This window comes from Pseudomonas sp. Kh14, from assembly GCF_900291005.1.
In the GTDB taxonomy this organism is placed as follows: domain Bacteria; phylum Pseudomonadota; class Gammaproteobacteria; order Pseudomonadales; family Pseudomonadaceae; genus Aquipseudomonas; species Aquipseudomonas alloputida.
The window spans coordinates 640,485-663,971 of sequence record NZ_OLKJ01000038.1 but is presented as its reverse complement, the minus strand read 5'-3'; the positions used below and the strand labels follow the sequence as shown (position 1 = coordinate 663,971).

Annotated in this window: 22 protein-coding genes and 1 other RNA gene; 12 read left to right on the top strand and 11 right to left on the bottom strand. The window is 63.6% G+C overall.

The features are described from left to right. The 3 genes from rbbA to FQ668_RS25425 form a co-directional block, all read right to left on the bottom strand. The gene (gene rbbA, locus FQ668_RS25435; RefSeq protein WP_014592800.1) at window positions 1-2,721 is read right to left on the bottom strand and encodes a ribosome-associated ATPase/putative transporter RbbA; all 2,721 of its coding nucleotides are present in this window, start codon (window positions 2,719-2,721) and stop codon (window positions 1-3) included. Next, window positions 2,718-3,677, bottom strand: coding sequence for an HlyD family secretion protein (locus tag FQ668_RS25430; RefSeq protein WP_019436789.1), 960 nt, complete (start codon window positions 3,675-3,677; stop codon window positions 2,718-2,720). Before FQ668_RS25430 ends, rbbA begins: the two co-directional genes overlap by 4 nt. Window positions 3,678-3,772: 95 nt before the next feature. Further along, window positions 3,773-4,222 (bottom strand): EVE domain-containing protein, encoded by a 450-nt coding sequence (locus tag FQ668_RS25425; protein ID WP_010955729.1) that lies wholly within the window; start codon window positions 4,220-4,222, stop codon window positions 3,773-3,775. Window positions 4,223-4,400: 178 nt separating this feature from the next. Between FQ668_RS25425 and FQ668_RS28635 the strand changes: the two genes are divergently transcribed. Next, on the top strand, window positions 4,401-4,553 hold the full coding sequence (locus FQ668_RS28635) for a hypothetical protein (RefSeq protein WP_003253683.1): 153 nt from the start codon (window positions 4,401-4,403) through the stop codon (window positions 4,551-4,553). 23 nt (window positions 4,554-4,576) lie between these two features. Here the strand turns inward: FQ668_RS28635 and FQ668_RS25420 are convergent, their stop codons facing one another. From FQ668_RS25420 to FQ668_RS25405, 4 genes are all read right to left on the bottom strand, one after another. Continuing rightward, window positions 4,577-5,185, bottom strand: a complete 609-nt coding sequence (locus FQ668_RS25420) for a 5-formyltetrahydrofolate cyclo-ligase (RefSeq protein WP_010955727.1) — start codon at window positions 5,183-5,185, stop codon at window positions 4,577-4,579. 123 nt (window positions 5,186-5,308) lie between these two features. Beyond that, a non-coding RNA gene (gene ssrS / locus FQ668_RS25415) (6S RNA) lies at window positions 5,309-5,488 on the bottom strand. A gap of 17 nt (window positions 5,489-5,505) precedes the next feature. Next, window positions 5,506-5,826 carry a cell division protein ZapA gene (locus FQ668_RS25410; RefSeq protein ID WP_010955726.1) on the bottom strand — a complete coding sequence of 107 codons (321 nt, stop codon included), beginning with the start codon at window positions 5,824-5,826 and terminating at the stop codon, window positions 5,506-5,508. Continuing rightward, complete coding sequence (locus FQ668_RS25405) at window positions 5,823-6,005, bottom strand: TIGR02449 family protein (protein WP_029886233.1); 183 nt, start codon at window positions 6,003-6,005, stop codon at window positions 5,823-5,825. Before FQ668_RS25405 ends, FQ668_RS25410 begins: the two co-directional genes overlap by 4 nt. 181 nt (window positions 6,006-6,186) lie before the next feature. Between FQ668_RS25405 and FQ668_RS25400 the strand changes: the two genes are divergently transcribed. From FQ668_RS25400 to gcvP, 10 genes are all read left to right on the top strand, one after another. Next, entirely contained in the window at window positions 6,187-6,741 is a 555-nt protein-coding gene (locus FQ668_RS25400; RefSeq protein WP_014592797.1) for a YecA family protein, read from the top strand. 21 nt (window positions 6,742-6,762) lie between these two features. Continuing rightward, on the top strand, window positions 6,763-8,097 hold the full coding sequence (pepP, locus tag FQ668_RS25395; protein ID WP_003253692.1) for a Xaa-Pro aminopeptidase: 1,335 nt from the start codon (window positions 6,763-6,765) through the stop codon (window positions 8,095-8,097). Next, window positions 8,094-9,293 (top strand): 2-octaprenyl-6-methoxyphenyl hydroxylase, encoded by a 1,200-nt coding sequence (gene ubiH / locus FQ668_RS25390; RefSeq protein WP_014592796.1) that lies wholly within the window; start codon window positions 8,094-8,096, stop codon window positions 9,291-9,293. The genes pepP and ubiH overlap by 4 nt, the downstream gene beginning before the upstream one ends. After that, window positions 9,290-9,772, top strand: coding sequence for a DUF4442 domain-containing protein (locus tag FQ668_RS25385; RefSeq protein WP_010955722.1), 483 nt, complete (start codon window positions 9,290-9,292; stop codon window positions 9,770-9,772). The genes ubiH and FQ668_RS25385 overlap by 4 nt, the downstream gene beginning before the upstream one ends. Window positions 9,773-9,781: 9 nt before the next feature. Beyond that, window positions 9,782-10,999 carry a 2-octaprenyl-3-methyl-6-methoxy-1,4-benzoquinol hydroxylase gene (locus FQ668_RS25380; RefSeq protein ID WP_162912022.1) on the top strand — a complete coding sequence of 406 codons (1,218 nt, stop codon included), beginning with the start codon at window positions 9,782-9,784 and terminating at the stop codon, window positions 10,997-10,999. 189 nt (window positions 11,000-11,188) lie between these two features. Further along, the gene (locus FQ668_RS25375) at window positions 11,189-12,190 is read left to right on the top strand and encodes an extracellular solute-binding protein (RefSeq protein ID WP_019437296.1); all 1,002 of its coding nucleotides are present in this window, start codon (window positions 11,189-11,191) and stop codon (window positions 12,188-12,190) included. Window positions 12,191-12,352: 162 nt separating this feature from the next. After that, the gene (locus FQ668_RS25370; RefSeq protein WP_019437295.1) at window positions 12,353-13,975 is read left to right on the top strand and encodes an iron ABC transporter permease; all 1,623 of its coding nucleotides are present in this window, start codon (window positions 12,353-12,355) and stop codon (window positions 13,973-13,975) included. Window positions 13,976-14,102: 127 nt separating this feature from the next. Then, the gene (gene gcvT, locus FQ668_RS25365; protein WP_019437294.1) at window positions 14,103-15,185 is read left to right on the top strand and encodes a glycine cleavage system aminomethyltransferase GcvT; all 1,083 of its coding nucleotides are present in this window, start codon (window positions 14,103-14,105) and stop codon (window positions 15,183-15,185) included. A 51-nt stretch (window positions 15,186-15,236) separates the two neighbouring features. Then, complete coding sequence (gene gcvH / locus FQ668_RS25360) at window positions 15,237-15,620, top strand: glycine cleavage system protein GcvH (RefSeq protein ID WP_014592791.1); 384 nt, start codon at window positions 15,237-15,239, stop codon at window positions 15,618-15,620. A gap of 196 nt (window positions 15,621-15,816) precedes the next feature. Beyond that, a complete protein-coding gene (gene gcvP / locus FQ668_RS25355; RefSeq protein WP_019437293.1) occupies window positions 15,817-18,690 on the top strand; it encodes an aminomethyl-transferring glycine dehydrogenase in 2,874 nt (957 codons plus the stop codon). Window positions 18,691-18,754: 64 nt separating this feature from the next. Here the strand turns inward: gcvP and FQ668_RS25350 are convergent, their stop codons facing one another. The 3 genes from FQ668_RS25350 to FQ668_RS25340 form a co-directional block, all read right to left on the bottom strand. Continuing rightward, the gene (locus FQ668_RS25350; RefSeq protein ID WP_004575834.1) at window positions 18,755-19,069 is read right to left on the bottom strand and encodes a DUF2388 domain-containing protein; all 315 of its coding nucleotides are present in this window, start codon (window positions 19,067-19,069) and stop codon (window positions 18,755-18,757) included. Window positions 19,070-19,157: 88 nt separating this feature from the next. Further along, the gene (locus FQ668_RS25345; protein ID WP_019437292.1) at window positions 19,158-20,831 is read right to left on the bottom strand and encodes a GspE/PulE family protein; all 1,674 of its coding nucleotides are present in this window, start codon (window positions 20,829-20,831) and stop codon (window positions 19,158-19,160) included. Between the two features lie 185 nt (window positions 20,832-21,016). Continuing rightward, window positions 21,017-21,322, bottom strand: a complete 306-nt coding sequence (locus FQ668_RS25340; protein ID WP_003253715.1) for a hypothetical protein — start codon at window positions 21,320-21,322, stop codon at window positions 21,017-21,019. 126 nt (window positions 21,323-21,448) lie between these two features. Here FQ668_RS25340 and FQ668_RS25335 point away from each other — a divergent pair, with 126 nt between their 5' ends. Beyond that, entirely contained in the window at window positions 21,449-21,919 is a 471-nt protein-coding gene (locus FQ668_RS25335; RefSeq protein WP_014592787.1) for an Lrp/AsnC family transcriptional regulator, read from the top strand. 130 nt (window positions 21,920-22,049) lie between these two features. Here the strand turns inward: FQ668_RS25335 and FQ668_RS25330 are convergent, their stop codons facing one another. After that, window positions 22,050-23,417, bottom strand: coding sequence for an inorganic triphosphatase (locus FQ668_RS25330; RefSeq protein ID WP_003253720.1), 1,368 nt, complete (start codon window positions 23,415-23,417; stop codon window positions 22,050-22,052). Between the last annotated feature and the right edge of the window lie 70 nt (window positions 23,418-23,487).

Here is a 23,487-nt window from a genome sequence, read left to right as displayed (position 1 = left end):
TCAGGCCTCCTGCTTTTTCAGCATTGCCAGGCTCAGGCCGGTGAACGCGGCAAAGAAGCTCAGCAGAATCAGGCACTGCGGCCACAATTCGCGCAGGCCTAACGCCTTGGTGAAGGTGCCGACTGCGATGTCGAGGAAGTAGCCCGCCGGGAACAACTGGCCCATCACCGCTGCTGCGCCGTCCAGCGACGAGCGTGGCACGATCAGCCCGGAAAACTGGATGGTCGGCAGGCTGGTAATGATCATGGTGCCGAGAATGGCGGCGATCTGGGTGCGGGTGAATGCCGAAATCAGCAGGCCCAGGCTGGTGGTTGCCAGCAGGTAGGCCACACCGCCACATGCCAAAGCCAGTACGCTGCCCTTGAGCGGTACGGCGAACAGCCAGCGGTTCATCGCCACCAGCAGCGCCAGGTTGACCAGGCTCACAGCCAGGTAAGGCATCTGCTTGCCAAGCAGGAATTCCAGGCGGGTGAGGGGGGTGGCGTAGAAGTTGGTGATGGAGCCGAGCTCCTTCTCGCGCACGATGCCCAGTGCCGTGAGCATGGCCGGAATGAAGGCCAGTATCAGTGCCATCACGCCCGGTCCGATGGCGTTCACGCTGACCACATCCTGGTTGTAGCGGAAACGCGTTTCCAGGCGCACCGGGTCCTGGCGTGGCTGCGGTTGTGGGCTGACCTTTGCCAGTTGCTCCAGGTTGGCCTGGTGCACGGCTTCCACGTAGTTGCGGCTGGTTTCTGCGCGGAACGGCATGCCACCGTCGAGCCAGGCAGCCACCACCGGCTGGCGCCCTGCGTACAGGTCGCGGCCAAAGCCGGGCGGAATCTCCAGTGCCAGTTTGATTTCCGAGCGTTGCAGGCGCTGGTGCAGCTCGCTGCTGTCGCGGATCGGCGCCTGTTCGGCAAAGTAGCGTGAGCCACGGAAGGCTTCGAGGTAGGCACGACTTTGCGGGCTCTGGTCCTGATCGTGCACGGCAAAGGCGAGGTTTTCCACATCCAGTGAAATGCCGTAGCCGAAGATCACCATCATGAACACTGCACCCAGTAAGGCGAAGGCCAGGCGCACCTTGTCGCGCAGCAGCTCCTTGCCCTCACGGCCGGCCACTGCCAGCAGGCGGCGCAGGCTGAAGCCCTGGCGTAGCGGTAGGGTGGGGGTGGACGCCTGTTCCAGCACACTGCTGTCGGTGGCGGTTGGCGCCAGTTCCTGGGCCTGTTCCAGGCAGCGGACGAACGCGTCCTCCAGTGTGTCGCCCTGGTACTGGTGCTGCAGGGCATCGGGCGTGTCGCAGGCCAGCACCCGCCCGGCGTGCATCAGGGAAATACGATCGCAGCGCTGGGCTTCGTTCATGAAGTGGGTGGAGAGGAAAATGGTCACGCCCTGCTCGCGGGACAGCTCTACCAGCAGGCGCCAGAAGTCGTCGCGGGCGGCCGGGTCGACGCCGGAGGTCGGTTCGTCGAGGATCAACACTTCCGGACGATGTAGAACCGCCACTGCCAGCGACAGGCGCTGGCGCAAACCAAGGGGCAGGGCGCCAGACGGTTGGTCGGCGATAGCTGCAAGGTCGAAGCGCTCGATCAGCTCATCGATGCGCTGGGCGCTCTCGGCTTTGGGCAAGTCGAACAGGCGGGCATGCAGGGCCAGGTTCTGCCGGGTGCTGAGCTCGCCATACAGAGAGAAACTCTGCGACATGAAGCCGACCCGCTTGCGTGTGGCCAGGTCGCTGGCGTCCACCGGGCGACCCAGCAGGCTGGCGCTGCCCTCGCTGGCCGGCATCAGGCCGGTAAGCACTTTCATGGTGGTGGTCTTGCCGCAACCGTTGGACCCCAGGAAGCCGAAGATCTCCCCGCGACCAATGGCGAAACTGACCTTGTTCACCGCTGTGAAGTCGCCAAAACGCAGGGTCAGGTCGTGTGCCTCGATGGCGACCGGGCCGTCCGTGGCTTGGCGCGGCGGGATTGCCAGTGGTTGATGCTGCGCCTTGCCCGCGCCCTGGTAATGGGTAAAGGCGTCATCCAGTTTGCCGCTCGGGGTGACTGCAGCCAGTTCGTGGCTAGGGCCGGCGGCCAGCAGCCGGCCGCCATCGAGCATCAGGCAATGCTCGAACTGTTCGGCTTCTTCCATGTAGGCGGTAGCCACCAGCAGGGTCAGTTGCGGGCGTTGTGCGCGAACCTGTTCAACCAGCTCCCAGAAGCGCCGCCGCGACAGTGGGTCGACGCCGGTGGTCGGCTCGTCCAGGATAAGCAGGTCTGGCTCGTGGATCAGCGCGCAGCAAAGGCCCAGCTTCTGCTTCATGCCACCCGACAGCTTGCCGGCCGGGCGCTGGGCAAAGCGCTGCAGGTCGGTGGCCTGCAACAGATTGGCCATGCGCTGCTCACTCTCGCGGCGGCCCAGCCCGAACAGGGTGGCGAAAAAGCGGATGTTCTCGCTGATCGACAGTTCCGGGTACAGGTTGTTGCCCAGCCCCTGCGGCATGAACGCCACTTTGGGGTAGAGCGCCGTGCGATGGCGGCGTTGGCGGATCGAGCCGCCCAGCACCTGCAGCTCTCCCTGCTGTAGGCGTTTCACGCCGGCGATCAGCCCCAGCAGGGTCGATTTGCCAGCCCCGTCAGGGCCGATCAGCGCGCAGCGGGTACCCACAGGGAGGCTGAAGCCTAGTGGGTGGAGGGCTATCAGATCGCCGTAACGGTGGCTGATGCCTTCGGCCAGCAGTGCCGGGGCGTTCATTGCAGGTTGGCCGGCCAGTCCACCTCAGCCGTGCGTACATAGCCGGCGCCTGGCATGCCTGGTTTGGCTTGCGGCACGGCGCCCGGGTCGCTCAGGCGCAGTTTGACCCGGAACACCAGCTTTTGCCGTTCGTCGCGGGTTTCCACCTGTTTAGGGGTGAACTGGGCCTTGGCTGCGACAAAGGCCACCTTGGCCGGCAGCGCGCGCTCGGGCAGGGCGTCGAGCACGATGCGCGCCTGGTCGCCTACGGTCAGTCGGCCGCTGGTGGACGCCGGCAGGTACAGGTTCATGTACTGGTCGCTGGGGTCGATCAGCATCAGCACACGACCGCCGGCACCCAGCACTTCACCGGGTTCGGCCAGGCGCAGCTGGATGATGCCGTTGATGGGCGCACGCAGGCTGCTGTCGTCGATTTCACTGGTGAGCTGCGCCACTTGAGCTTCGGCGGCGCCAATGGCGGCCTTGATCGCTGCCAGTTGGGCGCGGGCAGCCACTACTGCTGCGTTTGCCGTGTCAAAGCGCGCCTGCTGTTGGTCGAGCAACTGCTGGCTGGCGAACTTGCGCTGGAAGATTTCGCGTACGCGCTTGAGCTCCTGGCTGGCCAACAGCAGTTCACTCTGGCGCAGTTGCACGCTGGCCTGGGCGGCGGCGTAGTTTTCCCGGGCGCGCAGCACTTCGGCTTCGGCCTGGCTGCGCTGGGCTTCCATGGTGCGGGTGTCGATGCGCGCCAGTAGCTGGCCACGGGTCACGTTGTCGCCTTCATCGACCAGTACTTCGGCCAGGCGACCGGGGATCTTGCTGGCGATCTGCACTTCGGTGGCTTCAAGGCGGCCGTTGCCCATGCTCAGGCCTTCGGGCAACTGGTCGTGGAGCGACTTCCAGTACCCCAGCCCGCCGGCTGCAGCGAGCAGTGCGATCAGTGCAGTGGCGAAGATTCTAGGGGCATATCGGTTCATCGTTCAGCATCCTTGCGGTCATGCACGGTACATCATGCCTGGCGGCCATGTGTGGCGTGTTGATATCGGTCAAGCCCTTGACCTTAGCTGCCTATTCAGCGCAATGCGACAATCACCGCCCATTGCTCGGGCGTTACCGGCATGACCGACAGGCGGCTGCCTTTCTGCACCAGCGGCAACTCGACCAGACCGGCCTGCTGTTTCAGTCGCCCCAGTTCCAGCACCCTTGGGAAAGTTTGTACGTGGGCCACATCCACCGCGCTCCACGGGTTCTTGTCGGTCGTGGCCTTGGCGTCGTGATAATGGCTTTCAGGGTCCAGCGCGGTCGGGTCGGGGTAGGCTGCGCGGGTGATTCTGGCAATGCCGGCGATGCCGGGTTGCGGGCAGCTGGAGTGGTAGAAGAAGAATTCGTCACCCACGCTCATGGCCCGCAGAAAATTACGCGCCTGATAGTTGCGCACGCCGTCCCAGCGCGCTTCACCCAAGCGTGCAAGGGCTTCGATGGAGAGCTCGTCGGGCTCGGATTTCATCAGCCAGTAAGCCATGAATGCTGCTCCTGAAAAGGTTTGAAATAACCTGTTGCACGAAACCGACAGCCGGTTGGCGTCAAGGTTTGCGTGCGGACGCATGTTGTCGGAAAATGCGCCCCGTTTAAAGCGCGTGCGCCGGCGGTACCCAGAATATCGCCGAGTACTGAACAGTTTGCCTGGGGGGCAATCTTCGATGAATCAACGTAAAAAGCCGGATCTGCTGTGGATCCTGGTGTTCATTTTTGGCCTGGGTGTGGTCACTACCGGTTATGCGCAAGGCTTCTGGGAGCGCAAGCTGGACAACGCCTATCAGATGCCGGTCGACGCCAGCCAGCCACAACGTTGATACCCCCCCCCCGCTGGCGCCGCTCAACGTGGCGCCAGGTACCAGCCACGGTCCGAGACCGTGCCCTGCAGCGGAACATCCCAACTGGCCTGCGCCAGCCGCTCGACCTTCTGGCATTCATGCGCCAGCCCCAGCAGCAATGGTTTTTTCCAGGTTTGCCGACGCGCCTGGTAGGCCAGGCTGCGATCATAGAAGCCACCGCCCATACCCAAGCGGCCGCCCACTTCGTCAAACCCGACCAGCGGTAGCAGAATCAGGTCCAGCGCCCAGATCGGCCGCTGGCGTTTGCGATCGATAATCGGCTCTGGAATACGAAAGCGGTTGGGCTTGAGCTTCTCACCCTGCTCAAAACGCTGGAACACCATGCGCGTGCGCGGCCAGGCGTGCAGTACCGGCAGGTAGATGCACTTGCCGCGACGCTGGGCTTCGCGCATCAGCAGGCGAGGGTCGATTTCACCGTCGTTGGGGAGGTACAGGGCAATGTGGCGGGCGCGGCGGAACAAGGGGTGTTGCGCCAGCTGGCGGTACAGGCCGAGGGTGGCCTGGCGTTGCTGGGCAGGGGTAAGGGCGCGGCGGGCATTGCGAAGCAGGCGACGTAGCTGGGGGCGGGTGAGCGGCACGTTTTCGGTCATGGCACGGGCGATCCCAGATGTGCTGGCTTTAGTACGAACAGTGCCTGCGGGTGAATCGTCGTACAAAGCTTGAATAAAGTCGACCAAAACGAATTGCCCGCCGGTGGGCGGGCAAGAAAATTCAGGCTCCCCGATAAGACCGCTATCGGTGTAGCCCTTGAACCCGAAAGTTCAAGGTGGAGATTGCAGGGGGCGTTAAGGCTTTCCGTCGGGCGGACATGCACACCGGCCCCAGCGTGCAACCCCCGTGGTTGTGCGTATCGGCTCAGGGACATAACCGACTGGCGCATCCCCCAGGGAGTGGCGCCAGTATACCAATCTCAGCCGATTTTGGTATCCGTGTCGTCGGACAAAGCCTTATCTACCCGATCCAGCAGGTCGCGCACCTGTTCGCGGTTCGTGCCGGTGACTGGCGCGTCGTTGCGGTCTTCCTGGCGGTGCAGCATTTCGTGGGTAATGTTCAACGCTGCCATGACCGCGATGCGGTCGGCACCGATCACCTTGCCGCTGCTGCGAATTTCGCGCATCTTGCCGTCCAGGTAGCGCGCAGCGCTGACCAGGTTGTTGCGCTCTTCCGGCGGGCAGATGATCGAGTATTCCTTGTCGAGGATCTGCACGGTGACGCTATTGCTTGAACTCATGAGTCTTGCTCCAGAGCCTTGAGGCGTAAAATCATCGACTCGACTTTGCGCTTGGCGATCTCGTTCTTTTCGATGAGGTGGGCGCGCTCTTCGCGCCAGGATTTTTCCTGAGCTACTAGGAGTGCATTTTGCCGTTTTAGTTGCTCGACGCGTTCGATCAGCAACTCGAATCGGCTCATCAGTGCCTGCAGGTCGTTCTCTTGCGTGGGTTGCACTCGATTCGCTCCGTCGTTGACTCACCTGGCGATGATGCCTCTCCCTGGGCGGCAACGGCCAGTGCCGATGGTCTTGGCGCGCCTGCCGGTGCTAGGATACAAGGTCTTCATTCTAGACATTGCGCCGTCTGGCGCCTAGCTGCCCATGCCCAATACTCAATCGCCCTACAACGCTTTCGCCATGCTGCTCTCGAGCAATGGCCATCCTGTCACCCCGGCCGAACTGCACGGCCTGCTGATTGGCCGCAGCTGCGCCGGCGCCGGCTTCGATGCCGATGCCTGGTTGGCCGATGCCGCCCAACTGCTGGAAATCGAGCCTGGTGACAGTGTCCGCAATGCCTTGGTCGGCTTGCAGGAAATGGTCAAGGGTGAGCTGACCAGCGACGACATGGCGATTGTCCTGCTGCTGCCTTCCGATGATGCTGCACTGAGCGACCGCGCCACCGCGCTGGGCCAGTGGTGCCAAGGCTTCGTGACCGGTTTCGGCCTGAACGCTGGCGGTAAGGACTTGTCCGACGAGGCCAAGGAAGTGCTGCAGGACCTGGTGGCCATTTCGCAGGTCCAGGAAGCGCTCGAAGAGTCCGAGGACGGTGAGAGCGACTACATGGAAGTCATGGAATACCTGCGCGTGGCGCCCCTGCTGCTGTTCTCCGAGCTGGCCAAGCCGGCCGCACCCGCGCCCAAGCCCTCGCTGCACTGATCAACCAAGGGTAGTCTGCCCATGAGCCACATTCCCAAGGCCGAGTATGCCCGTCGGCGCAAGGCGCTGATGGCGCAGATGGTCCCCAACAGCATCGCCATTCTGCCCGCCGCTGCGGTTGCCATCCGCAACCGCGACGTCGAGCACGTGTACCGCCAGGACAGCGACTTCCAGTACCTCAGCGGCTTCCCGGAGCCCGAGGCGGTGATTGCTTTGATTCCAGGGCGTGAGCATGGCGAGTACGTGCTGTTCTGCCGTGAACGCAACCCCGAGCGCGAGCTGTGGGACGGCCTGCGGGCCGGCCAGGAAGGGGCGGTGCGCGATTTCGGCGCTGACGATGCCTTCCCCATCACGGATATCGACGAGATCCTGCCTGGCCTGATCGAAGGCCGCGAGCGGGTCTACAGCGCCATGGGCAGCAACCCGGAGTTCGACCGCCGTCTGATGGACTGGATCAACGTGATCCGCTCCAAGGCACGCCTGGGCGCCCAGCCACCGAACGAGTTCGTTGCGCTGGATCATCTGCTGCACGATATGCGCCTGTATAAATCGGCGGCGGAAGTGAAGGTGATGCGTGCTGCTGCAGACATTTCTGCGCGGGCCCATGTGCGGGCCATGCAGGCCTGCCGCGCCGGGCTGCACGAGTACAGCCTGGAAGCCGAGCTGGACTACGAATTCCGCAAGGGCGGGGCGAAGATGCCGGCCTACGGCTCGATCGTTGCGGCCGGGCGCAATGGCTGCATCCTGCACTATCAACAGAACGATGCGCCGCTCAAGGATGGCGACCTGGTGCTGATCGACGCCGGCTGCGAAATCGACTGCTATGCCAGCGACATCACCCGCACCTTCCCGGTCAGTGGGCGGTTTTCGCCAGAGCAGAAGGCCATCTACGAGCTGGTGCTCAAGGCTCAGGCGGCGGCGTTTGCCGAAATAGCCCCCGGCAAGCACTGGAACCACGCCCATGAGGCGACCGTGCGGGTCATCACCGCGGGCCTGGTGGAGCTGGGCTTGCTCGAAGGTGATGTGCAGGCGCTGATCGACAGCGAAGCGTATCGCGCCTTCTACATGCACCGCGCCGGGCACTGGCTGGGCATGGATGTGCACGACGTGGGCGAGTACAAGGTGGGCGGCGAGTGGCGGGTACTGGAACCTGGCATGGCGCTGACCGTGGAGCCGGGTATCTACATTGGCGCCGACAATCAGGCTGTGGCCAAAAAGTGGCGCGGCATTGGGGTAAGGATCGAGGACGACGTGGTAGTGACCAGGCAAGGTTGTGAAATCCTGACTTCGGGCGTGCCGCGTACGGTCGCCGAGATCGAGGCGCTGATGCAGGCTGCCCGCAAGGCCGTGGCATGAGCCGGGTAAACCTGGCGATCATCGGCGGTGGCCTGGTTGGCGCAAGCCTGGCTTTGGCCCTGCAGGCCGGCGCCAAGGCGCGCGGCTGGAAGATCCTGCTGATCGAGCCGTTCGCCCCCGGCGACAGCTACCAGCCCAGCTACGATGCGCGCTCGTCGGCATTGTCCTTCGGCACCCAGCAGATTTATCAGCAACTGGGCCTGTGGCAGGCCATCGGTCGCCGCGCCGAGCCTATTCGCCAGATTCACGTGTCCGACCGTGGTCGCTTTGGCGCCACCCGCCTGGATGCCCTGGAAGAGGGCGTACCGGCGCTGGGTTACGTGGTGGAAAACGCCTGGCTCGGCCAGTGCCTGTGGCAAGGGCTGGACAGCGAGGTGGTGAGCTGGCGCTGCCCGGCCGAAGTGACCTCGATGCAGGCCATCGAGCGCGGTTATCGCCTGCGGCTGAACGATGACACCCAGCTGGAATGTGACCTGGCGGTACTGGCCGATGGTGGCCGCTCTGGCCTGCGTGAGCAGTTGGGTATCCATGTGCGCCACACGCCGTACCAGCAGAGCGCGTTGATCGCCAACATTACCCCGGGTGAGGCCCACGGCGGCCAGGCTTTCGAGCGCTTCACCGAAGAGGGCCCCATGGCCTTGCTGCCGTTGCCGGAAAACCGCTGCGCACTGGTGTGGACCCGCCAGGGCATGGATGCGCGGCGTCTGGCCGACATCGACGAGCGCAGCTTCCTGCGCGAACTGCAGGGTGTGTTCGGATACCGCCTGGGCGCGCTGCGCCAGGTGGGCGCACGGCACCTCTACCCGCTGTCCTTGATCGAGGCCCAGGAGCAGGTGCGGCCGCACCTGGTGGTGCTGGGCAACGCAGCACACAGCCTGCACCCCATCGCGGGCCAGGGTTTCAATCTGTCGTTGCGTGATGTGCAGGCCCTGGCCGAAGCGCTGCTGGCGGGGCCACAGCAGCCTGGCGATCTGACCACGTTGCAGGCCTATCACCAGCGCCAGCGCCTGGACCAGGCGATGACCATCGGCTTCTCCGACCAGGTCACCCGCCTCTTCGGCAGCAATCAGCCGTTGCTGACGGCCGGGCGCAACCTTGGCCTGCTCGGGCTCGACCTGTTGCCACCGGCAAAAAGCTGGTTCGCACGCCAGGCGATGGGCCTGGGCACCCGCCCTGATCCGCGGGGCCAGGCATGAGCAACCCGCGTAAACTGGCGCGTCGGGCGCGCATGCTGCGCTGGATGCTGAACCTCTACCCACCGTACCTGGGTGCCGGTATCCGTGTGCAGCACATCAGCCCGGACCTGCGTAGTGTCAAGGTGGCGATGAAACTGACTCGCTGGAACCGCAATTACGTCGGTACCCAGTTCGGTGGCAGCCTGTATGCCATGGTCGACCCGTTCTACATGCTGTTGCTGATCGAGCAGCTGGGGCGCGACTACATCGTCTGGGACAAGGCCGCCAGCATCGATTTCATCTCGCCGGGCAAAGGCCCGGTTTATGCCGAATTCCACGTCGATGATGCGCTGCTGGACGAAATCCGCCAGCAGGCCGCCACCGGCAAGAAATGCCTGCCGCGTTTGCAGGTCGATATCCGCGATGGCGCCGGCGAGTTGGTGGCGCGGGTCGATAAAACCCTATACGTGCGGCTCAAGCCGCAAGCGAGGCAGGCGTAAGGCATGGAAATGCGCGCAGATCTGTTGATTGTCGGTGCCGGTATGGTCGGCAGCGCCCTGGCCTTGGCGTTGCGCCACAGTGGCCTGCAAATTCTGTTGCTCGATGGTGGCCCGCTGACGGTCGTACCCTTCGATGCCCAGGCTCCGTTCGAACCGCGTGTCAGCGCGCTATCGGCGGCCAGCCAGCGCATCCTCGAGCGCCTCGGCGCCTGGGACGGCATTGCCCAGCGGCGCGCCACGCCGTATTCCGACATGCATGTGTGGGATGGCAGCGGCACCGGTCAGATTCACTTCTCGGCGGCCAGTGTGCATGCCCAGGTGCTCGGCCATATCGTCGAGAACCGGGTGGTGCAGGACGGCCTGCTGGAGCGCCTGCACGACAGCGACATCGGCCTGCTGGCCAATGCGCGGCTGGAGCAATTACGTCGCTCCGGCGATGAGTGGCTGCTGACCCTGGCGGATGGCCGGCAACTGCGGGCACCGTTGGTGATCGCTGCCGACGGTGCCAATTCGGCGGTGCGGCGTCTGGCCGGCTGCGAAACCCGCGAATGGGATTACCTGCACCATGCCATTGTCACCAGCGTGCGTTGCAGCGCCGGGCACCAGGCCACGGCCTGGCAGCGCTTCACTGACGAAGGTCCGCTGGCGTTCCTGCCGTTGACCCGCGATGGTCAGCAGGACTGGTGCTCGATCGTCTGGTCGACCACCCCGGAGCATGCCGAGCAGCTGATGGCGATGGATGAAGCGGCCTTCCTGCAGGCCCTGGAGCGGGCCTTCGAAGGGCGTCTGGGGGAGGTGCTGCAGGCCGACCCACGGGTGTGCGTGCCGCTGCGCCAGCGTCACGCCAAGCGCTACGTAGATGAAGGCCTGGCCTTGATCGGTGATGCTGCACACACCATTCACCCGCTGGCCGGGCAGGGTGTGAACCTGGGCTTTCTCGACGCGGCGGTGCTGGCTGAGGTGCTGGTCAATGCTTGCGAGCGCGGCGAGAGACTGGCCGATGTGAAGGTGCTGAGCCGTTACGAGCGCCGGCGCATGCCACACAACCTGGCGTTGATGGCGGCGATGGAGGGCTTCGAGAGATTGTTCCAGGCTGATCCGCTGCCGTTGCGCTGGTTGCGCAACAGCGGGTTGAAACTGGTTGAGCAAATGCCGGAGGCCAAGGCGCTATTTGTGCGCCAGGCGTTGGGTTTGAGTGGTGACCTGCCAGATCTGGCCAAGGCTTGAGAGTGGCGGGGCCGCTCTGCGGCCCTTTCGCGACACAAGGCCGCTCCCACAGCGCAACCAACCTGTGGCCTTGTGTCGTGATCGGCTGCGTAGCAGTCCTTTGCAACATCCGGTAACGCCTAGATAGGTGAGCCAGAAAATGGGATTCACTACCATTCGCACCTCTCATATGATCGAGGAGTGCTTAAAATGTTGCCACGCAAGCCCCTACTGGCCGCCTTGGCCCTGACCCTGTTCGGCGGCACTGCCCAGGCAGCGGACGAAGTGGTGGTGTACTCCTCGCGCATCGACGAGCTGATCAAGCCGGTGTTCGATGCCTATACCGCCAAGACCGGGGTCAAGATCAAGTTCATCACCGACAAGGAAGCCCCGCTGATGCAGCGCATCAAGGCCGAGGGCGACAATGGTGTGGCCGACCTGCTGCTGACCGTCGATGCAGGCAACCTGTGGCAGGCCGAGCAGATGGGCATTCTGCAGCCGATCGAGTCCGACGTCATCGACCAGAACATCCCGGCGCAGTACCGCGCCTCGTCCCATGACTGGACCGGCCTGAGCCTGCGCGCCCGCACCATCATCTACTCCACCGAGCGGGTCAAACCCGAGGAGTTGAGCACCTACGAAGCCCTGGCTGACAAACAGTGGGAAGGCCGTCTGTGCCTGCGCACGGCCAAGAAGGTGTACAACCAGTCGCTGACCGCCACCCTGATCGAAACCCACGGTGAGGCCAAGACCGAGAAAATCGTCAAAGGGTGGGTCAACAACCTGTCCACCGATGTGTTCTCCGACGACAACGCGGTGATCCAGGCCATCGAGGCCGGGCAGTGTGATGTGGGCGTGGTCAACACCTACTACTACGGCCGTCTGCACAAGCAGAACCCGAACCTGCCGGTGAAGATCTTCTGGCCCAATCAGGGTGACCGTGGCGTGCACGTGAACCTGTCGGGCATCGGCCTGACCAAGCATGCGCCACACCCGGAAGCCGCGAAGAAACTGGTGGAATGGATGACCGGCGAAGAAGCGCAAAAGCTTTTTGCTGATATCAACCAGGAGTTCCCGGCCAACCCGAAGGTGAAACCATCGGAGGAAGTGGCGGCGTGGGGCAGCTTCAAGGCCGATAGCATTCCGGTGGAAATTGCCGGCAAGCGCCAGGCTGAAGCCATTCGCCTGATGGATCGGGCTGGCTACAACTAAGCGCCAGGCTTTATCCTCTTTGGGCCCGTTAGGGCCCTTTCGCGGGTAAACCCGCTCCTACAGGATCTGCACTGCCTTTGAAGGCTGCGCGGTCCCTGTAGGAGCGGGTTTACCCGCGAACGACCGCAAAGCGGTCGCAAATCAGCCACAGAGACATTCAATTTGCCCCACACCCCCCAACGCCGCTGGTACCTCCCGGTCTCCCTGATCGCCGCCTTGGTGCTGCTGCCCCTGAGCGTGCTGCTGTTGTCCTGGCAATCCATCGACCTGCAGATCTGGTCCCACCTGCTCGACACCCAGATGGGGCGCCTGCTCGGCAATACCCTGACCCTGGTGGTGGGCGTGGGCATTGGTGTGACCGTGCTGGGCGTCAGCCTGGCCTGGCTTACCAGCCTCTGCGACTTCCCCGGTCGACGCTGGCTGGACTGGGCGCTGATGTTACCGTTCGCCATCCCGGCCTACGTGCTGGCGTTTGTCTTCGTCGGCCTGCTGGACTTTGCCGGCCCGGTGCAAAGCGCCCTGCGCGAGGTGTTTGGGCCAATGCGCCTGCCTCGGGTGCGTTCCACCGGTGGGGTAATCACCGTCCTGGTGCTGGTCTTCTATCCCTATGTCTACTTGTTGGCGCGCACGGCTTTCCTGGCTCAGGGCAAGGGCCTGATGGAGGCGGCGCGGGTACTTGGGTTATCGCCCCTGCAGGCTTTCTGGCGGGTGGCCTTACCCATGGCTCGGCCGGCGATCGGTGCCGGTATCGCCCTGGCGCTGATGGAAACCCTGGCTGACTTCGGTGCAGTGGCCGTATTCAACTTCGACACCTTCACCACAGCCATCTACAAGACCTGGTACGGCTTTTTCAGCTTGTCCAGTGCGGCCCAGCTGGCCAGCCTGCTGCTGCTGGCGGTGATGCTGGTGCTGTACGGCGAGCGCCGCGCCCGCGGTGCCAGTCGGAGCGGCAACGAACGGCCGCGCGCGCAGGCGCTTTATCACCTGCGTGGTCTCAAGGCACTGTTGGCCAGTGGCTGGTGCCTGCTGGTGTTCGCCTGCGCTTTCGTCATCCCGCTGTTGCAGTTGCTGGTGTGGTTCTGGCAACGCGGTCGGCATGACCTGGATGAGCGTTATGTCGGCCTGGTGCTGCACACCCTGTACCTGGGCAGCATGGCGGCGCTGGTCACGGTATGTGTGGCGCTGCTGCTGGCCTTTGCCCGGCGCCAGGCACCGACGGGCGGTATCCGCGCCGGGGTTGGCCTGGCCAATCTGGGGTATGCCCTGCCCGGTTCGGTGTTGGCGGTATCGATCATGCTGGCCTTCAGTTACCTCGACAACCACCTGGTCATCCCGTTGTCCAGCTGGCTGGGTGGCGCCGGCAAGCCGCTGCTGCTAGGTAGCCTCTCGGCGTTGCTGCTGGCCTACCTGGTGCGCTTCATCGCGGTGGCCTACGGGCCGCTGGAGAGCAGCCTGGAGCGCATCCGCCCGTCACTCCCTGAAGCCTCGCGCAGCCTGGGTGTTGGCGGCACAAGATTGTTTTTCACGGTGTATCTACCGCTGCTGGTGCCGGGGGCACTTAGCGCCGCGCTGCTGGTATTCGTCGATGTGCTCAAGGAAATGCCCGCCACCTTGCTGATGCGGCCGTTCGGCTGGGACACCCTCGCCGTGCGGGTGTTTGAGATGACCAGCGAAGGCGAGTGGGCGCGAGCCTCGCTGCCGGCACTGACCTTGGTATTGGTGGGGCTGCTGCCGGTCATCGGCCTGATTCGCCGTTCGGCACGTCGACCCGGTCACAGTCACTGAGGATGTCAGTTTGCGACCTTGCGGCTACAATGCGCGGCATTCGCGCGGCGGGTGTGAGTAACAAGAAAAGCTGACGACCCAACGTCATCGACCGCCGCCGCTTCGCCACGCCCGGAAGGAGAAACCCATGGGACAGCGCACGCTTTTGTATGACCTGCACCTGGCGTTAGGCGCCAAGACGGTCGATTTCGGTGGCTGGGACATGCCCCTGCACTATGGCTCGCAGGTCGAGGAGCACCACCAGGTGCGCAGCGATTGCGGCGTCTTCGATGTCTCCCATATGACCGTGATCGATGTTGGCGGCAATGATGCCACTGTTTGGCTGCAGCACTTGCTGGCCAACGACGTGGCCCGCCTCGACGACACCGGCAAGGCGCTGTATAGCCCACTGCTGAACGAACAGGGCGGGGTGATCGATGATCTGATCGTCTACCGCACTGAAACCGGATATCGCCTGGTCACCAACGCCGCCACCCGTGCCAAGGTGCTCGATTGGCTGCAATCGCAGCGTGCCGGTTTTTCCGTGGACTTCCAGGTTCGCCCTGATTTGGCCATCCTTGCCATCCAGGGGCCGCGGGCCCGCGAAAAGGTCGCGGCCCTGCTCAGCCCCGCGCGCGCTGCACTCATCCGCGAACTACGCCCGTTCGAGGGCGTTGCCGATGGCGACTGGTTCATTGCCCGCACCGGTTATACCGGCGAGGACGGCCTGGAGATCATTTTCCCGGGCGATCAGGCGGTGGCCTTCTTCAATGACCTGGTCGGCGCCGGTATCGCCCCAAGCGGCCTGGGCGCCCGCGATACCCTGCGCCTGGAAGCCGGCATGAACCTGTACGGCCAGGACATCGACGAAAACCACACCCCGCTCACCTCCAACCTGGGCTGGAGCATCGCCTGGGAACCGGCCGAGCGCAACTTCATCGGCCGTGTCGGCCTGCTTGCGGAAATCGAGCACGGCGTGCAGGAAAAACTGGTGGGTCTGGTGCTGGAAGAGCGTGGTGTACTGCGCGCCCATCAGGTCGTGCGTGTAGCCGGCATTGGCGAAGGGGAGATCACCAGTGGTAGTTTCTCGCCTACGCTGAGCAAGTCCATTGCGTTGGCGCGCGTGCCTATGGCTACCGGTGATCGGGCCGAGGTGGAAATTCGCGGCAAGTGGTACCCGGTGCGGGTGGTCAAACCGACCTTCGTGCGCCACGGCAAGATCCTGATCTGAACAATTTATAACCGGCGGGCGTACCGCTGAGCCAATCGAGGAATTCAAGACATGAGCAATATCCCCGCCGAACTGCGTTTTGCCGAAAGCCATGAGTGGGCTCGCCTGGAAGCCGACGGCAGTGTGACCGTGGGTATCAGCGATCACGCCCAGCAAGCCTTGGGTGATGTGGTGTTCGTCGAACTGGCGGAAGTCGGCAAAGTGTTTGGCGCTGGCGACCCTGCGGGTGTAGTTGAGTCGGTCAAGGCCGCTTCGGACATCTACGCCCCGGTCGGTGGCGAAGTGATTGCGGTCAACGAAGAGTTGGCTGAGAACCCGGAACTGCTCAACGAAGAGCCTTACGATTCGTGGATCTTCAAATTGAAGCCAAGCAACCCGGCCGAGCTGGACAACTTGCTGGATGCGGCTGGTTACCAGGCGCTGATTGGCGAGTAAGACCGCGTCGCTTGCTTCGCGGCTAAAGCCGCTCCTACACAGGTGCAGCGCTGCACTCGAGACGGGTGCAGCCCCTGTAGGAGCGGCTTTAGCCGCGAAGAGGCCGGGCCTGCAAACAAGTTTCCCCGCACAATCGGCAATCCCTTCCTAGACTTGTAAGTCTCCATGAGACCTGGTCTAGGAAGAGAGCGTCGTCATGTCCCAGTCGCCATCCCTGCATCAACTGCAAGAGCTCAACCCATTTCTGCGTCGCCACCTGGGCCCCGATGCCACAGAGCAGCAGGCCATGCTCAACGCGCTGGGTATCGCCAGCCGCAAGGAGCTGATCGAGCAGACCGTTCCGCCAGACATCCGCCTCAATCGCCCCCTCGACCTCCCAGCGGCACTGGACGAGCAAGCCGCCCTGGCCAAGCTCGCCGGTTATGCCGAACAGAACCAGGTTTGGACCAGTCTCATCGGCATGGGCTACCACGGCACCATCACCCCCACGGTCATCCTGCGCAACGTGCTGGAAAACCCCGGTTGGTATACCGCCTACACGCCCTATCAACCCGAAATTGCCCAAGGCCGGCTGGAGGCGCTGCTGAACTTCCAGCAAATGGTCATCGACCTCACCGGCCTGCCTCTGGCCAATGCCTCGCTGCTCGATGAAGCCACCGCTGCCGCCGAAGCCATGGCCCTGGCCAAGCGGGTGGCACGCAACAAGAGCAACGCCTTCTTTGCCGACGAGCACTGCCATCCGCAGACCCTATCGGTACTCAAGACCCGCGCCGAAGGCTTCGGCTTCGAGCTGATCGTCGATTCTGTGGATAACCTTGCCAAACACTCGGTGTTCGGCGCTTTGCTGCAGTACCCCGACACCCACGGCGAAGTGCGCGATTTGCGCCCGCTGATTGACCAGTTGCACAGCCAGCAGGCCTTGGCCTGCGTAGCCGCTGACCTGCTGAGCCTGGTGGTGCTGGCACCGCCCGGAGAGCTGGGCGCCGATGTGGTGCTGGGCTCGACCCAGCGCTTTGGTGTGCCGATGGGCTACGGCGGGCCTCACGCGGCCTATTTCGCCTGTCGCGACGACTACAAGCGGGCCATGCCGGGGCGCATCATCGGCGTGTCGCGCGATGCCCGTGGCAACACCGCGTTACGGATGGCCCTGCAGACCCGCGAGCAGCATATTCGCCGCGAAAAGGCCAACTCCAACATCTGCACGGCCCAGGTGCTGCTGGCCAACATTGCTGGCTTCTACGCGGTGTACCACGGCCCGGAAGGCCTGCAACGCATCGCTCAGCGTGTGCACCGGCTGACCTTCATCCTGGCTGCCGGCCTTGAGGCCAAAGGCATCAAACGCCTCAATCAGCACTTCTTCGACACCCTTACCCTGAATGTTGGCGGTGCCCAGGCGGCCATCATTGAAAGCGCCGAGGCCGCGCACATCAATTTGCGCATCCTCGGTCGCGGGCACCTGGGCGTGAGCCTGGACGAAACCTGCAACGAACAGACGGTGCTGCGCCTGCTCGACATCTTCCTGGGGGTGGATCATGGCCTGGAAATCACCGCCCTCGACCAGTTGGCCCTGCCTGAAGGCATACCCGCCAGCCTGGTGCGACGCACGTCATTCCTCGGCCACCCGGTGTTCAACCTGCATCACAGCGAAACAGAGATGCTGCGCTACCTCAAGCAGCTAGAGAACAAGGACCTGGCGCTGAATCAGTCGATGATCCCGCTGGGCTCGTGCACCATGAAACTCAACGCCACCAGTGAGATGATCCCCATCACCTGGCCCGGTTTTGCCCAGCTGCACCCGTTCGCCCCGGCGGCCCAGGCGGCAGGCTACAAGGCGATGATCGACGAACTGGAAAGCTGGCTGTGCGCGATCACCGGCTTCGATGCGATCTGCATGCAGCCCAACTCCGGTGCTCAGGGTGAATACGCCGGCCTGATGGCCATTACGCGCTATCACTGCAGCCGCCACCAGCCGATGCGCACGTTGTGCCTGATCCCGTCGTCGGCCCACGGCACCAACCCGGCATCGGCACAGATGGCCGGCATGGAAGTGGTGATCGTTGATTGCGACAACGATGGCAACGTCGACCTGGCTGACCTCAAAGCCAAGGCACGCGCGGCCGGGGAGCGTCTGTCGTGCCTGATGATTACCTACCCCTCGACCCACGGTGTGTACGAGGAGGGGATACGCGAAATCTGCGATGTGGTGCACCAGCACGGCGGCCAGGTTTACATGGACGGTGCCAACCTCAATGCCCAGGTGGGCCTGGCGCGCCCCGCAGACATTGGGGCCGATGTTTCACACATGAACCTGCACAAGACATTCTGCATTCCCCACGGCGGTGGCGGCCCGGGTATGGGGCCGATCGGTATCCGCGCGCACCTCAAGCCGTTCGTCGCCAGCCATCCGGTAGTGCCGGTGCCTGGGTTGGACCCGAACAACAGCGCGGTCAGCGCCGCGCCCTGGGGCAGCGCAAGCATCTTGCCGATCAGCTGGATGTACATCGCCATGATGGGCCCGCAGCTGGCCGACGCCAGCGAGGTGGCTATCCTTTCGGCCAACTACCTGGCCAGCCAGTTGGGCGCGGCGTTCCCGGTGCTCTACCGTGGGCGCAACCAGCGCGTGGCGCATGAATGCATCCTCGACCTGCGGCCGTTGAAGGCACTGACAGGCATCAGCGAAGAGGACGTGGCCAAGCGCCTGATGGACTATGGCTTCCACGCACCGACCATGTCGTTCCCGGTGCCGGGTACGTTGATGGTGGAGCCGACCGAGAGTGAATCGAAGGCCGAGCTGGACCGGTTCGTCGAGGCGATGCTGGCGATACGGGCGGAAATTGACGAAGTACAGCAGGACAACTGGCCAGCGGAGAACAACCCGCTGAAACATGCACCGCATACCTTGGCTGATGTGTTGGGGGTATGGGACAGGCCGTATAGCCTGGAGCAGGCGGTGGCCCCCAGTGCTCACGTGCGCCAGCACAAATACTGGCCGGCGGTGAACCGGGTAGACAACGTGTATGGGGACAGGAACCTGTTCTGTGCGTGTGTGCCGGTGGAGGCTTATCGCTAAGGTTGGTGTTGGATGCTTCGCGGGTGCCTGTAGAGCGGGTTTACCCGCGAAGCAGGCGACGCGGTTACTCGGCTACTGCATTTTTGGCCAGGATGGCATTGGCCAACTCCATGTCGGAAGCCTGCATCCCTGGGTTCTCTGCCCGTGCCTCGCGCATGGCCGCTTCCAGGAACGGCCCGCGGATCGCGCCTTCGCTGGCGACGAAGCTGCTGGCGTCATCCTGCGCGGCCACTACCAGCTTGTGATCCCGCGAGGTCAGGTAGCTCGATGCCGTGGTAGCACCGGAAGTCATCACGTTACGCCAGAAGGTATCGGCCATGGCCGAGCCAATAGGCAGCGAAAGCAAGGTAGCGGCGGCAATGGCGGTTTTGAGACGCATGTTGAAACACCTCGAAGGGTGATGGTTGAAGATGCGCGCTTGGATCTTTTCGGACAAGGCAAGTTCCTTGAATACAAAGGACTTTTCGTCAGTTGCAGACGCGCAGCACTTCCTCGGCACGGGTCTGCCCAGCGGCTACTTTGGCCTCGCCGCAATGGCGCAGGTCAACCAGGCCATCGGCCAGCGCCTGGCGCCGCAAACAGGTCAGGTCGGCATCAGGGCCGATCAATGCGCGCAAGGTATCGCTGGGCTCGAGCAGTTCGAATAATCCCGTGCGCCCCTGAAAACCGGTGCCGCGGCAGGCTCGGCAGGTGGCTGATGAACCTGCCTGGCAGTCGGTGCAGACGGTTCGCACCAGGCGCTGGGCCATCACCCCGATAAGCGTCGCCTTGATCAGGTAGTCGGCCACACCCAGCTCTTGCAAACGGGTGATTGCTGCGCAGGCGTCGTTGGTATGCAGGGTCGATAGCACCAGGTGCCCGGTCAGCGCTGCCTGCACCGCCACCAGAGCGGTTTCGCGGTCGCGGATTTCGCCGATCATGATGATATCGGGATCTTGGCGCAGCATGGCCCTGACCGCGTTGGCAAACCCCAGGTCCAGCGTGGGCTGTACCTGCAGCTGGTTGAAGGCTGGCTCCAGGCGCTCGATCGGGTCTTCGATGGTGCACAGGTTGACCTGTGGGGTGGCCAGCAGTTTGAGGCTGGTGTACAGCGTGCTGGTTTTACCGGAGCCGGTGGGGCCGGTGACCAGGATGATGCCTTGGCGCTGACGAAGCAGGCGCTGCCATTGGGCCAGTTGCTGGCCGTGCAGGCCAAGGCGGTCGAAGCCCTCTTGCAACTGTTGCGGGTCGAACAGGCGCAGCACCAGTTTCTCGCCAAACGGGGTGGGCAGGGTCGAAAGCCGCAGCTCCACTTCGCCACCCCCGGGTAGGCGGCTTTGCAGCCGGCCGTCCTGCGGCCGGCGCTTCTCGGCAACGTCCATGCGGCCCAGGTGTTTCAGGCGGCTGACGAGGGCCAGGGTGACCCCGGCGGGGAAGGCATAGACGGTGTGCAGCAGGCCATCGATACGGTAGCGCAGCTGGCCCTGTTCGCGGCGTGGTTCCAGGTGGATATCACTGGCGCGTTGCTCGATGGCGTACTGCAACAGCCAGTCGACGATATGCACGATATGCGCGTCGTCTGCGCTGGCCTCGGCCTGGCGTTTGCCCAGCTCAAGCAATTGCTCAAGTTCCCCCAGGCTGGCCGACTGCTGGTATTGCGCGCCTTTTACCGACTGGGCCAGGCGGTGGAACGACTGCGCTGACTGACGGATCTGCTGCGGGCTGGCCAGTACGCGACGGATCGACCGGCCGAGGCTGCGGGCCAGGTCGGCCTGCCAGTCATCCTGGAAAGGCTGGGCGCTGGCGACGGTGACGCTGCAGGCATCAGCCGCGACGATGAGGATGCCGTGGCGCTGGGCGAAGGCTGGGGAGATCAGGCCGGTGACCTGGGGCAGGTCGAGTTGCATGGGGTCGATGCGCAGGTAGGGTTGGCCGACCTTGTCGGCCAGCCACTGGCAAAGGTGCTCCAGGTCCAGGGGCTGGCCGGGGTGCTGGCGGCTTTCCAGGCTGCAGGCGGCGATGTGTTCCAGCGGGTGGCTAGCGGGGTGGGCGGCGGCGTGTTCGAGTACTTGCAGGGTATCGCTGGCGTGCAGGTGCTGGTCAGCGAGCAGGGCCTGGAGCACGCGCTTGAGGTCGAGTGCCAGGTTGTCGGGGGTGTGCATGGTTGGCGTCCGTGCCTGATCGGGTAGTGTTGATCAAGGCTAGCCGGGCGGCGGGTGGCTATCGGAGGTGAAAGGTTTCGGGATTTTGCTGCGCCTGTCCCGGACGCTTCGCGGGTGAACCCGCTCCTACAGGGATCGCACGGGCCTTGAGTGCCATGCGGTACCGGCCCGGCAGAGAGGGTGGTTCAGACCACTGCCAACGCCACTCGCTGCAAGTTGGTCAGGCTCACCTCACCCACACACACCAGGTTACGCAGCTTCTGTGCAATGACCTCGGCCCGGTGCCAGCTCAACCCGCCAATGCCAATTTCGATATCCAGCCAGTCATCCTGCTGGCTGACCTGCACGCTATGCGGGGTCAGGAACTGCAAGGCGAACAGGTTGAGCACCCGGCACAGGCTATCGGGCTCGGCCTCGGCCTGCAGGCGATAGTGCACGGTGCTGTGGGCGTTGGTGGCGGCCCAGGCGTCGGTACGGGGCTGTGCGTTCATGCTGGTCTCCGCAAATGAGGGAGAAATTCTTGCACGTTGCTGGCGGTATTTTTTCGCTATGATTGGGGGATTTCGCCCTATTTGTGAATTCTTTTATCCAAAAATATCTAAGATGGAGCATAAATAATGCACAGCGAGCTGGACACCTACGACCGTCGCATCCTCGAGCTGCTGCAGGAGGACGCTTCGCTGTCCAGTGCACAGATCGCCGAGCGCGTCGGGCTGTCGCAATCGCCGTGCTGGCGGCGCATTCAGCGCTTGAAGGAAGAGGGGGTGATTCGTGGGCAGGTGACCTTGCTGGACCGCAAGAAGGTCGGCCTGAACACGCAGATTTTCGCCGAAGTGAAACTGAACGCCCATGGGCGCTCCAACTTTACCGAGTTCACCGAGGCGATCCGCGGGTTCCCTGAGGTGCTGGAGTGTTATGTGCTGATGGGGGCCGTGGACTTTCTGCTGCGAATCGTCACGTCGGACATCGAGGCCTACGAGCGGTTCTTCTTCGAAAAATTGTCGAACGTGCCGGGGATTCAGGAGGTGAACTCGATTGTGGCGCTTTCCGAGATCAAGTCCACCACTAGCCTGCCGCTATCGCGTTAAGGATATTCGCGGGTAAACCCGCTCCTACACCGGTGAGGCCATTCGCGGGTAAACCCGCGCCTACACCGGCCTCACGCCTGACGCGAACCTTTGTAGGAGCGGGTTTACCCGCGAAGCAGGCGACGCGGTATCACGCCTTGAGCAGGTGCTTCCAGCCGCGGCTCTGGTCCACCGCTCGAGCCTGTTCGATACGCGCTTCCAGCACTTCATCGCTGATGGGCTGCTCGGCCAGCTCGTGCAGCTTTTTCAGGTCGCCGTACAAGCGGTCCATCTGCGGCGCTTCCAGCACCTGGCGGGCGTGGTGCAGCCAGGCCAGAAGCTGCTCGATACGTGGCAGCTGCTCGGCCAGGTCTTCCGGGCGCTGGGTGTACAGCGGCAGCTTCAGCGCGCGGCCTTCCTCGCCCAGCAGGTGCCCCAGCCAGCTGGCCAGTTGCGCCTTGCCCTGGCGTTCGCCGCGGCCCTTGCGCTCTGCGGTCCAGGTCCGGGCCATCAGCCAGCGTGAGGTTTCCAGCGAGAACTGGCCCCAGCGTACGTCTTCCAGTTCTTCGGCAAACTGCTCGGGCGCGGCGCGACGGATGTCTTCGTCATCGTTGCCGGCCTGAACCAGCGGGCGCCAGTCTTCAAGCAAGGCATCAAGGCTGGCGCGCAGGTCGCGGGTGGTGGCGCGCGGTGCCGCCTGGCCCAGGCTGGCGGTGAGTGCGCGCAGCTCGCTCAGGCACTCGACCCAGTCCTGGAGCAGGCGCCAGTGGCCGTTGTGGCGGTACTGCTCGGCCAGGCGCTGGCTGCTGCCCAGCAGTTGCCAGGCGAGGGCGGCATAGGCGTCGTCCAAGGCCATTTCGGCTTCCAGCGCGGTATGCGGCAGGTCCAGCTCGTAGCTGTCCGGTTCCAGCAGGCGGTAACCGCGCTCAGCCTTGCTGATGTCGCACGGCATCAGTGGCAGGCTGGCGGCCAGTTCTGCGGCCAGTTCCAGCAGGGCTTGCGGTTCACCTTCACGCAGTTCCAGTTCCAGCTCGCAGATCTCTTCCTTGCGCTTGCCGGCGATCACGAAGCCTTGGTCCAGCGCGGCCTCGATCACCACCTTGCTCTTGCCACGGCCCCAGGCGATTTCAGCGTATTCACGGCTGAAGTCGGTGGTGAACAGCGGCTTGATGGTTTTCTTGTCCAGGTTGGCCAGTTGCTCGGGCCAGCAGGTGGCGTCCAGCTTCTTCAGGTCGAGCTTGACCTTGTCCAGGTTCCATTCGTACTCGTTGCGCTCGGACAGGCCAGCCACGCTCTGGCCGCGGCACTTGAGGGTTTGGATGACAGCGTCGCCATCGCGGCGCAGGCGCAGGGCGACACGGGCGGCGGACAGCTCACGCTCGGGGGTGTCGAAGTACTGGTTGAGCAGTTCACGGGTCTGCCAGCCGGACTTGTTGCGCTTTTTCAGCAGAGGGTGCTCGCGCAGTGCGGCAAGGGTCTCGCGGCTGGCGCGGAGCTTCAGTTCGGTTTCTTTGTGCATCACAGACTCGAAAGAGGGGGCGTGGTTGGCAGAGAGTCTACAGCAGTCAGCCCTCAACGGTTTATTCCAG

Excerpts from the sequence above, each read along its gene's own strand:
- rbbA (WP_014592800.1), bottom strand. The coding sequence starts at position 2,721 with ATGAACGCCCCGGCACTGCTGGCCGAAGGCATCAGCCACCGTTACGGC.
- FQ668_RS25430 (WP_019436789.1), bottom strand. The coding sequence starts at position 3,677 with ATGAACCGATATGCCCCTAGAATCTTCGCCACTGCACTGATCGCACTG.
- FQ668_RS25425 (WP_010955729.1), bottom strand. The coding sequence starts at position 4,222 with ATGGCTTACTGGCTGATGAAATCCGAGCCCGACGAGCTCTCCATCGAA.
- FQ668_RS28635 (WP_003253683.1), top strand. The coding sequence starts at position 4,401 with ATGAATCAACGTAAAAAGCCGGATCTGCTGTGGATCCTGGTGTTCATT.
- FQ668_RS25420 (WP_010955727.1), bottom strand. The coding sequence starts at position 5,185 with ATGACCGAAAACGTGCCGCTCACCCGCCCCCAGCTACGTCGCCTGCTT.
- FQ668_RS25410 (WP_010955726.1), bottom strand. The coding sequence starts at position 5,826 with ATGAGTTCAAGCAATAGCGTCACCGTGCAGATCCTCGACAAGGAATAC.
- FQ668_RS25405 (WP_029886233.1), bottom strand. The coding sequence starts at position 6,005 with ATGAGCCGATTCGAGTTGCTGATCGAACGCGTCGAGCAACTAAAACGG.
- FQ668_RS25400 (WP_014592797.1), top strand. The coding sequence starts at position 6,187 with ATGCCCAATACTCAATCGCCCTACAACGCTTTCGCCATGCTGCTCTCG.
- pepP (WP_003253692.1), top strand. The coding sequence starts at position 6,763 with ATGAGCCACATTCCCAAGGCCGAGTATGCCCGTCGGCGCAAGGCGCTG.
- ubiH (WP_014592796.1), top strand. The coding sequence starts at position 8,094 with ATGAGCCGGGTAAACCTGGCGATCATCGGCGGTGGCCTGGTTGGCGCA.
- FQ668_RS25385 (WP_010955722.1), top strand. The coding sequence starts at position 9,290 with ATGAGCAACCCGCGTAAACTGGCGCGTCGGGCGCGCATGCTGCGCTGG.
- FQ668_RS25380 (WP_162912022.1), top strand. The coding sequence starts at position 9,782 with ATGCGCGCAGATCTGTTGATTGTCGGTGCCGGTATGGTCGGCAGCGCC.
- FQ668_RS25375 (WP_019437296.1), top strand. The coding sequence starts at position 11,189 with ATGTTGCCACGCAAGCCCCTACTGGCCGCCTTGGCCCTGACCCTGTTC.
- gcvT (WP_019437294.1), top strand. The coding sequence starts at position 14,103 with ATGGGACAGCGCACGCTTTTGTATGACCTGCACCTGGCGTTAGGCGCC.
- gcvH (WP_014592791.1), top strand. The coding sequence starts at position 15,237 with ATGAGCAATATCCCCGCCGAACTGCGTTTTGCCGAAAGCCATGAGTGG.
- gcvP (WP_019437293.1), top strand. The coding sequence starts at position 15,817 with ATGTCCCAGTCGCCATCCCTGCATCAACTGCAAGAGCTCAACCCATTT.
- FQ668_RS25350 (WP_004575834.1), bottom strand. The coding sequence starts at position 19,069 with ATGCGTCTCAAAACCGCCATTGCCGCCGCTACCTTGCTTTCGCTGCCT.
- FQ668_RS25345 (WP_019437292.1), bottom strand. The coding sequence starts at position 20,831 with ATGCACACCCCCGACAACCTGGCACTCGACCTCAAGCGCGTGCTCCAG.
- FQ668_RS25340 (WP_003253715.1), bottom strand. The coding sequence starts at position 21,322 with ATGAACGCACAGCCCCGTACCGACGCCTGGGCCGCCACCAACGCCCAC.
- FQ668_RS25335 (WP_014592787.1), top strand. The coding sequence starts at position 21,449 with ATGCACAGCGAGCTGGACACCTACGACCGTCGCATCCTCGAGCTGCTG.
- FQ668_RS25330 (WP_003253720.1), bottom strand. The coding sequence starts at position 23,417 with ATGCACAAAGAAACCGAACTGAAGCTCCGCGCCAGCCGCGAGACCCTT.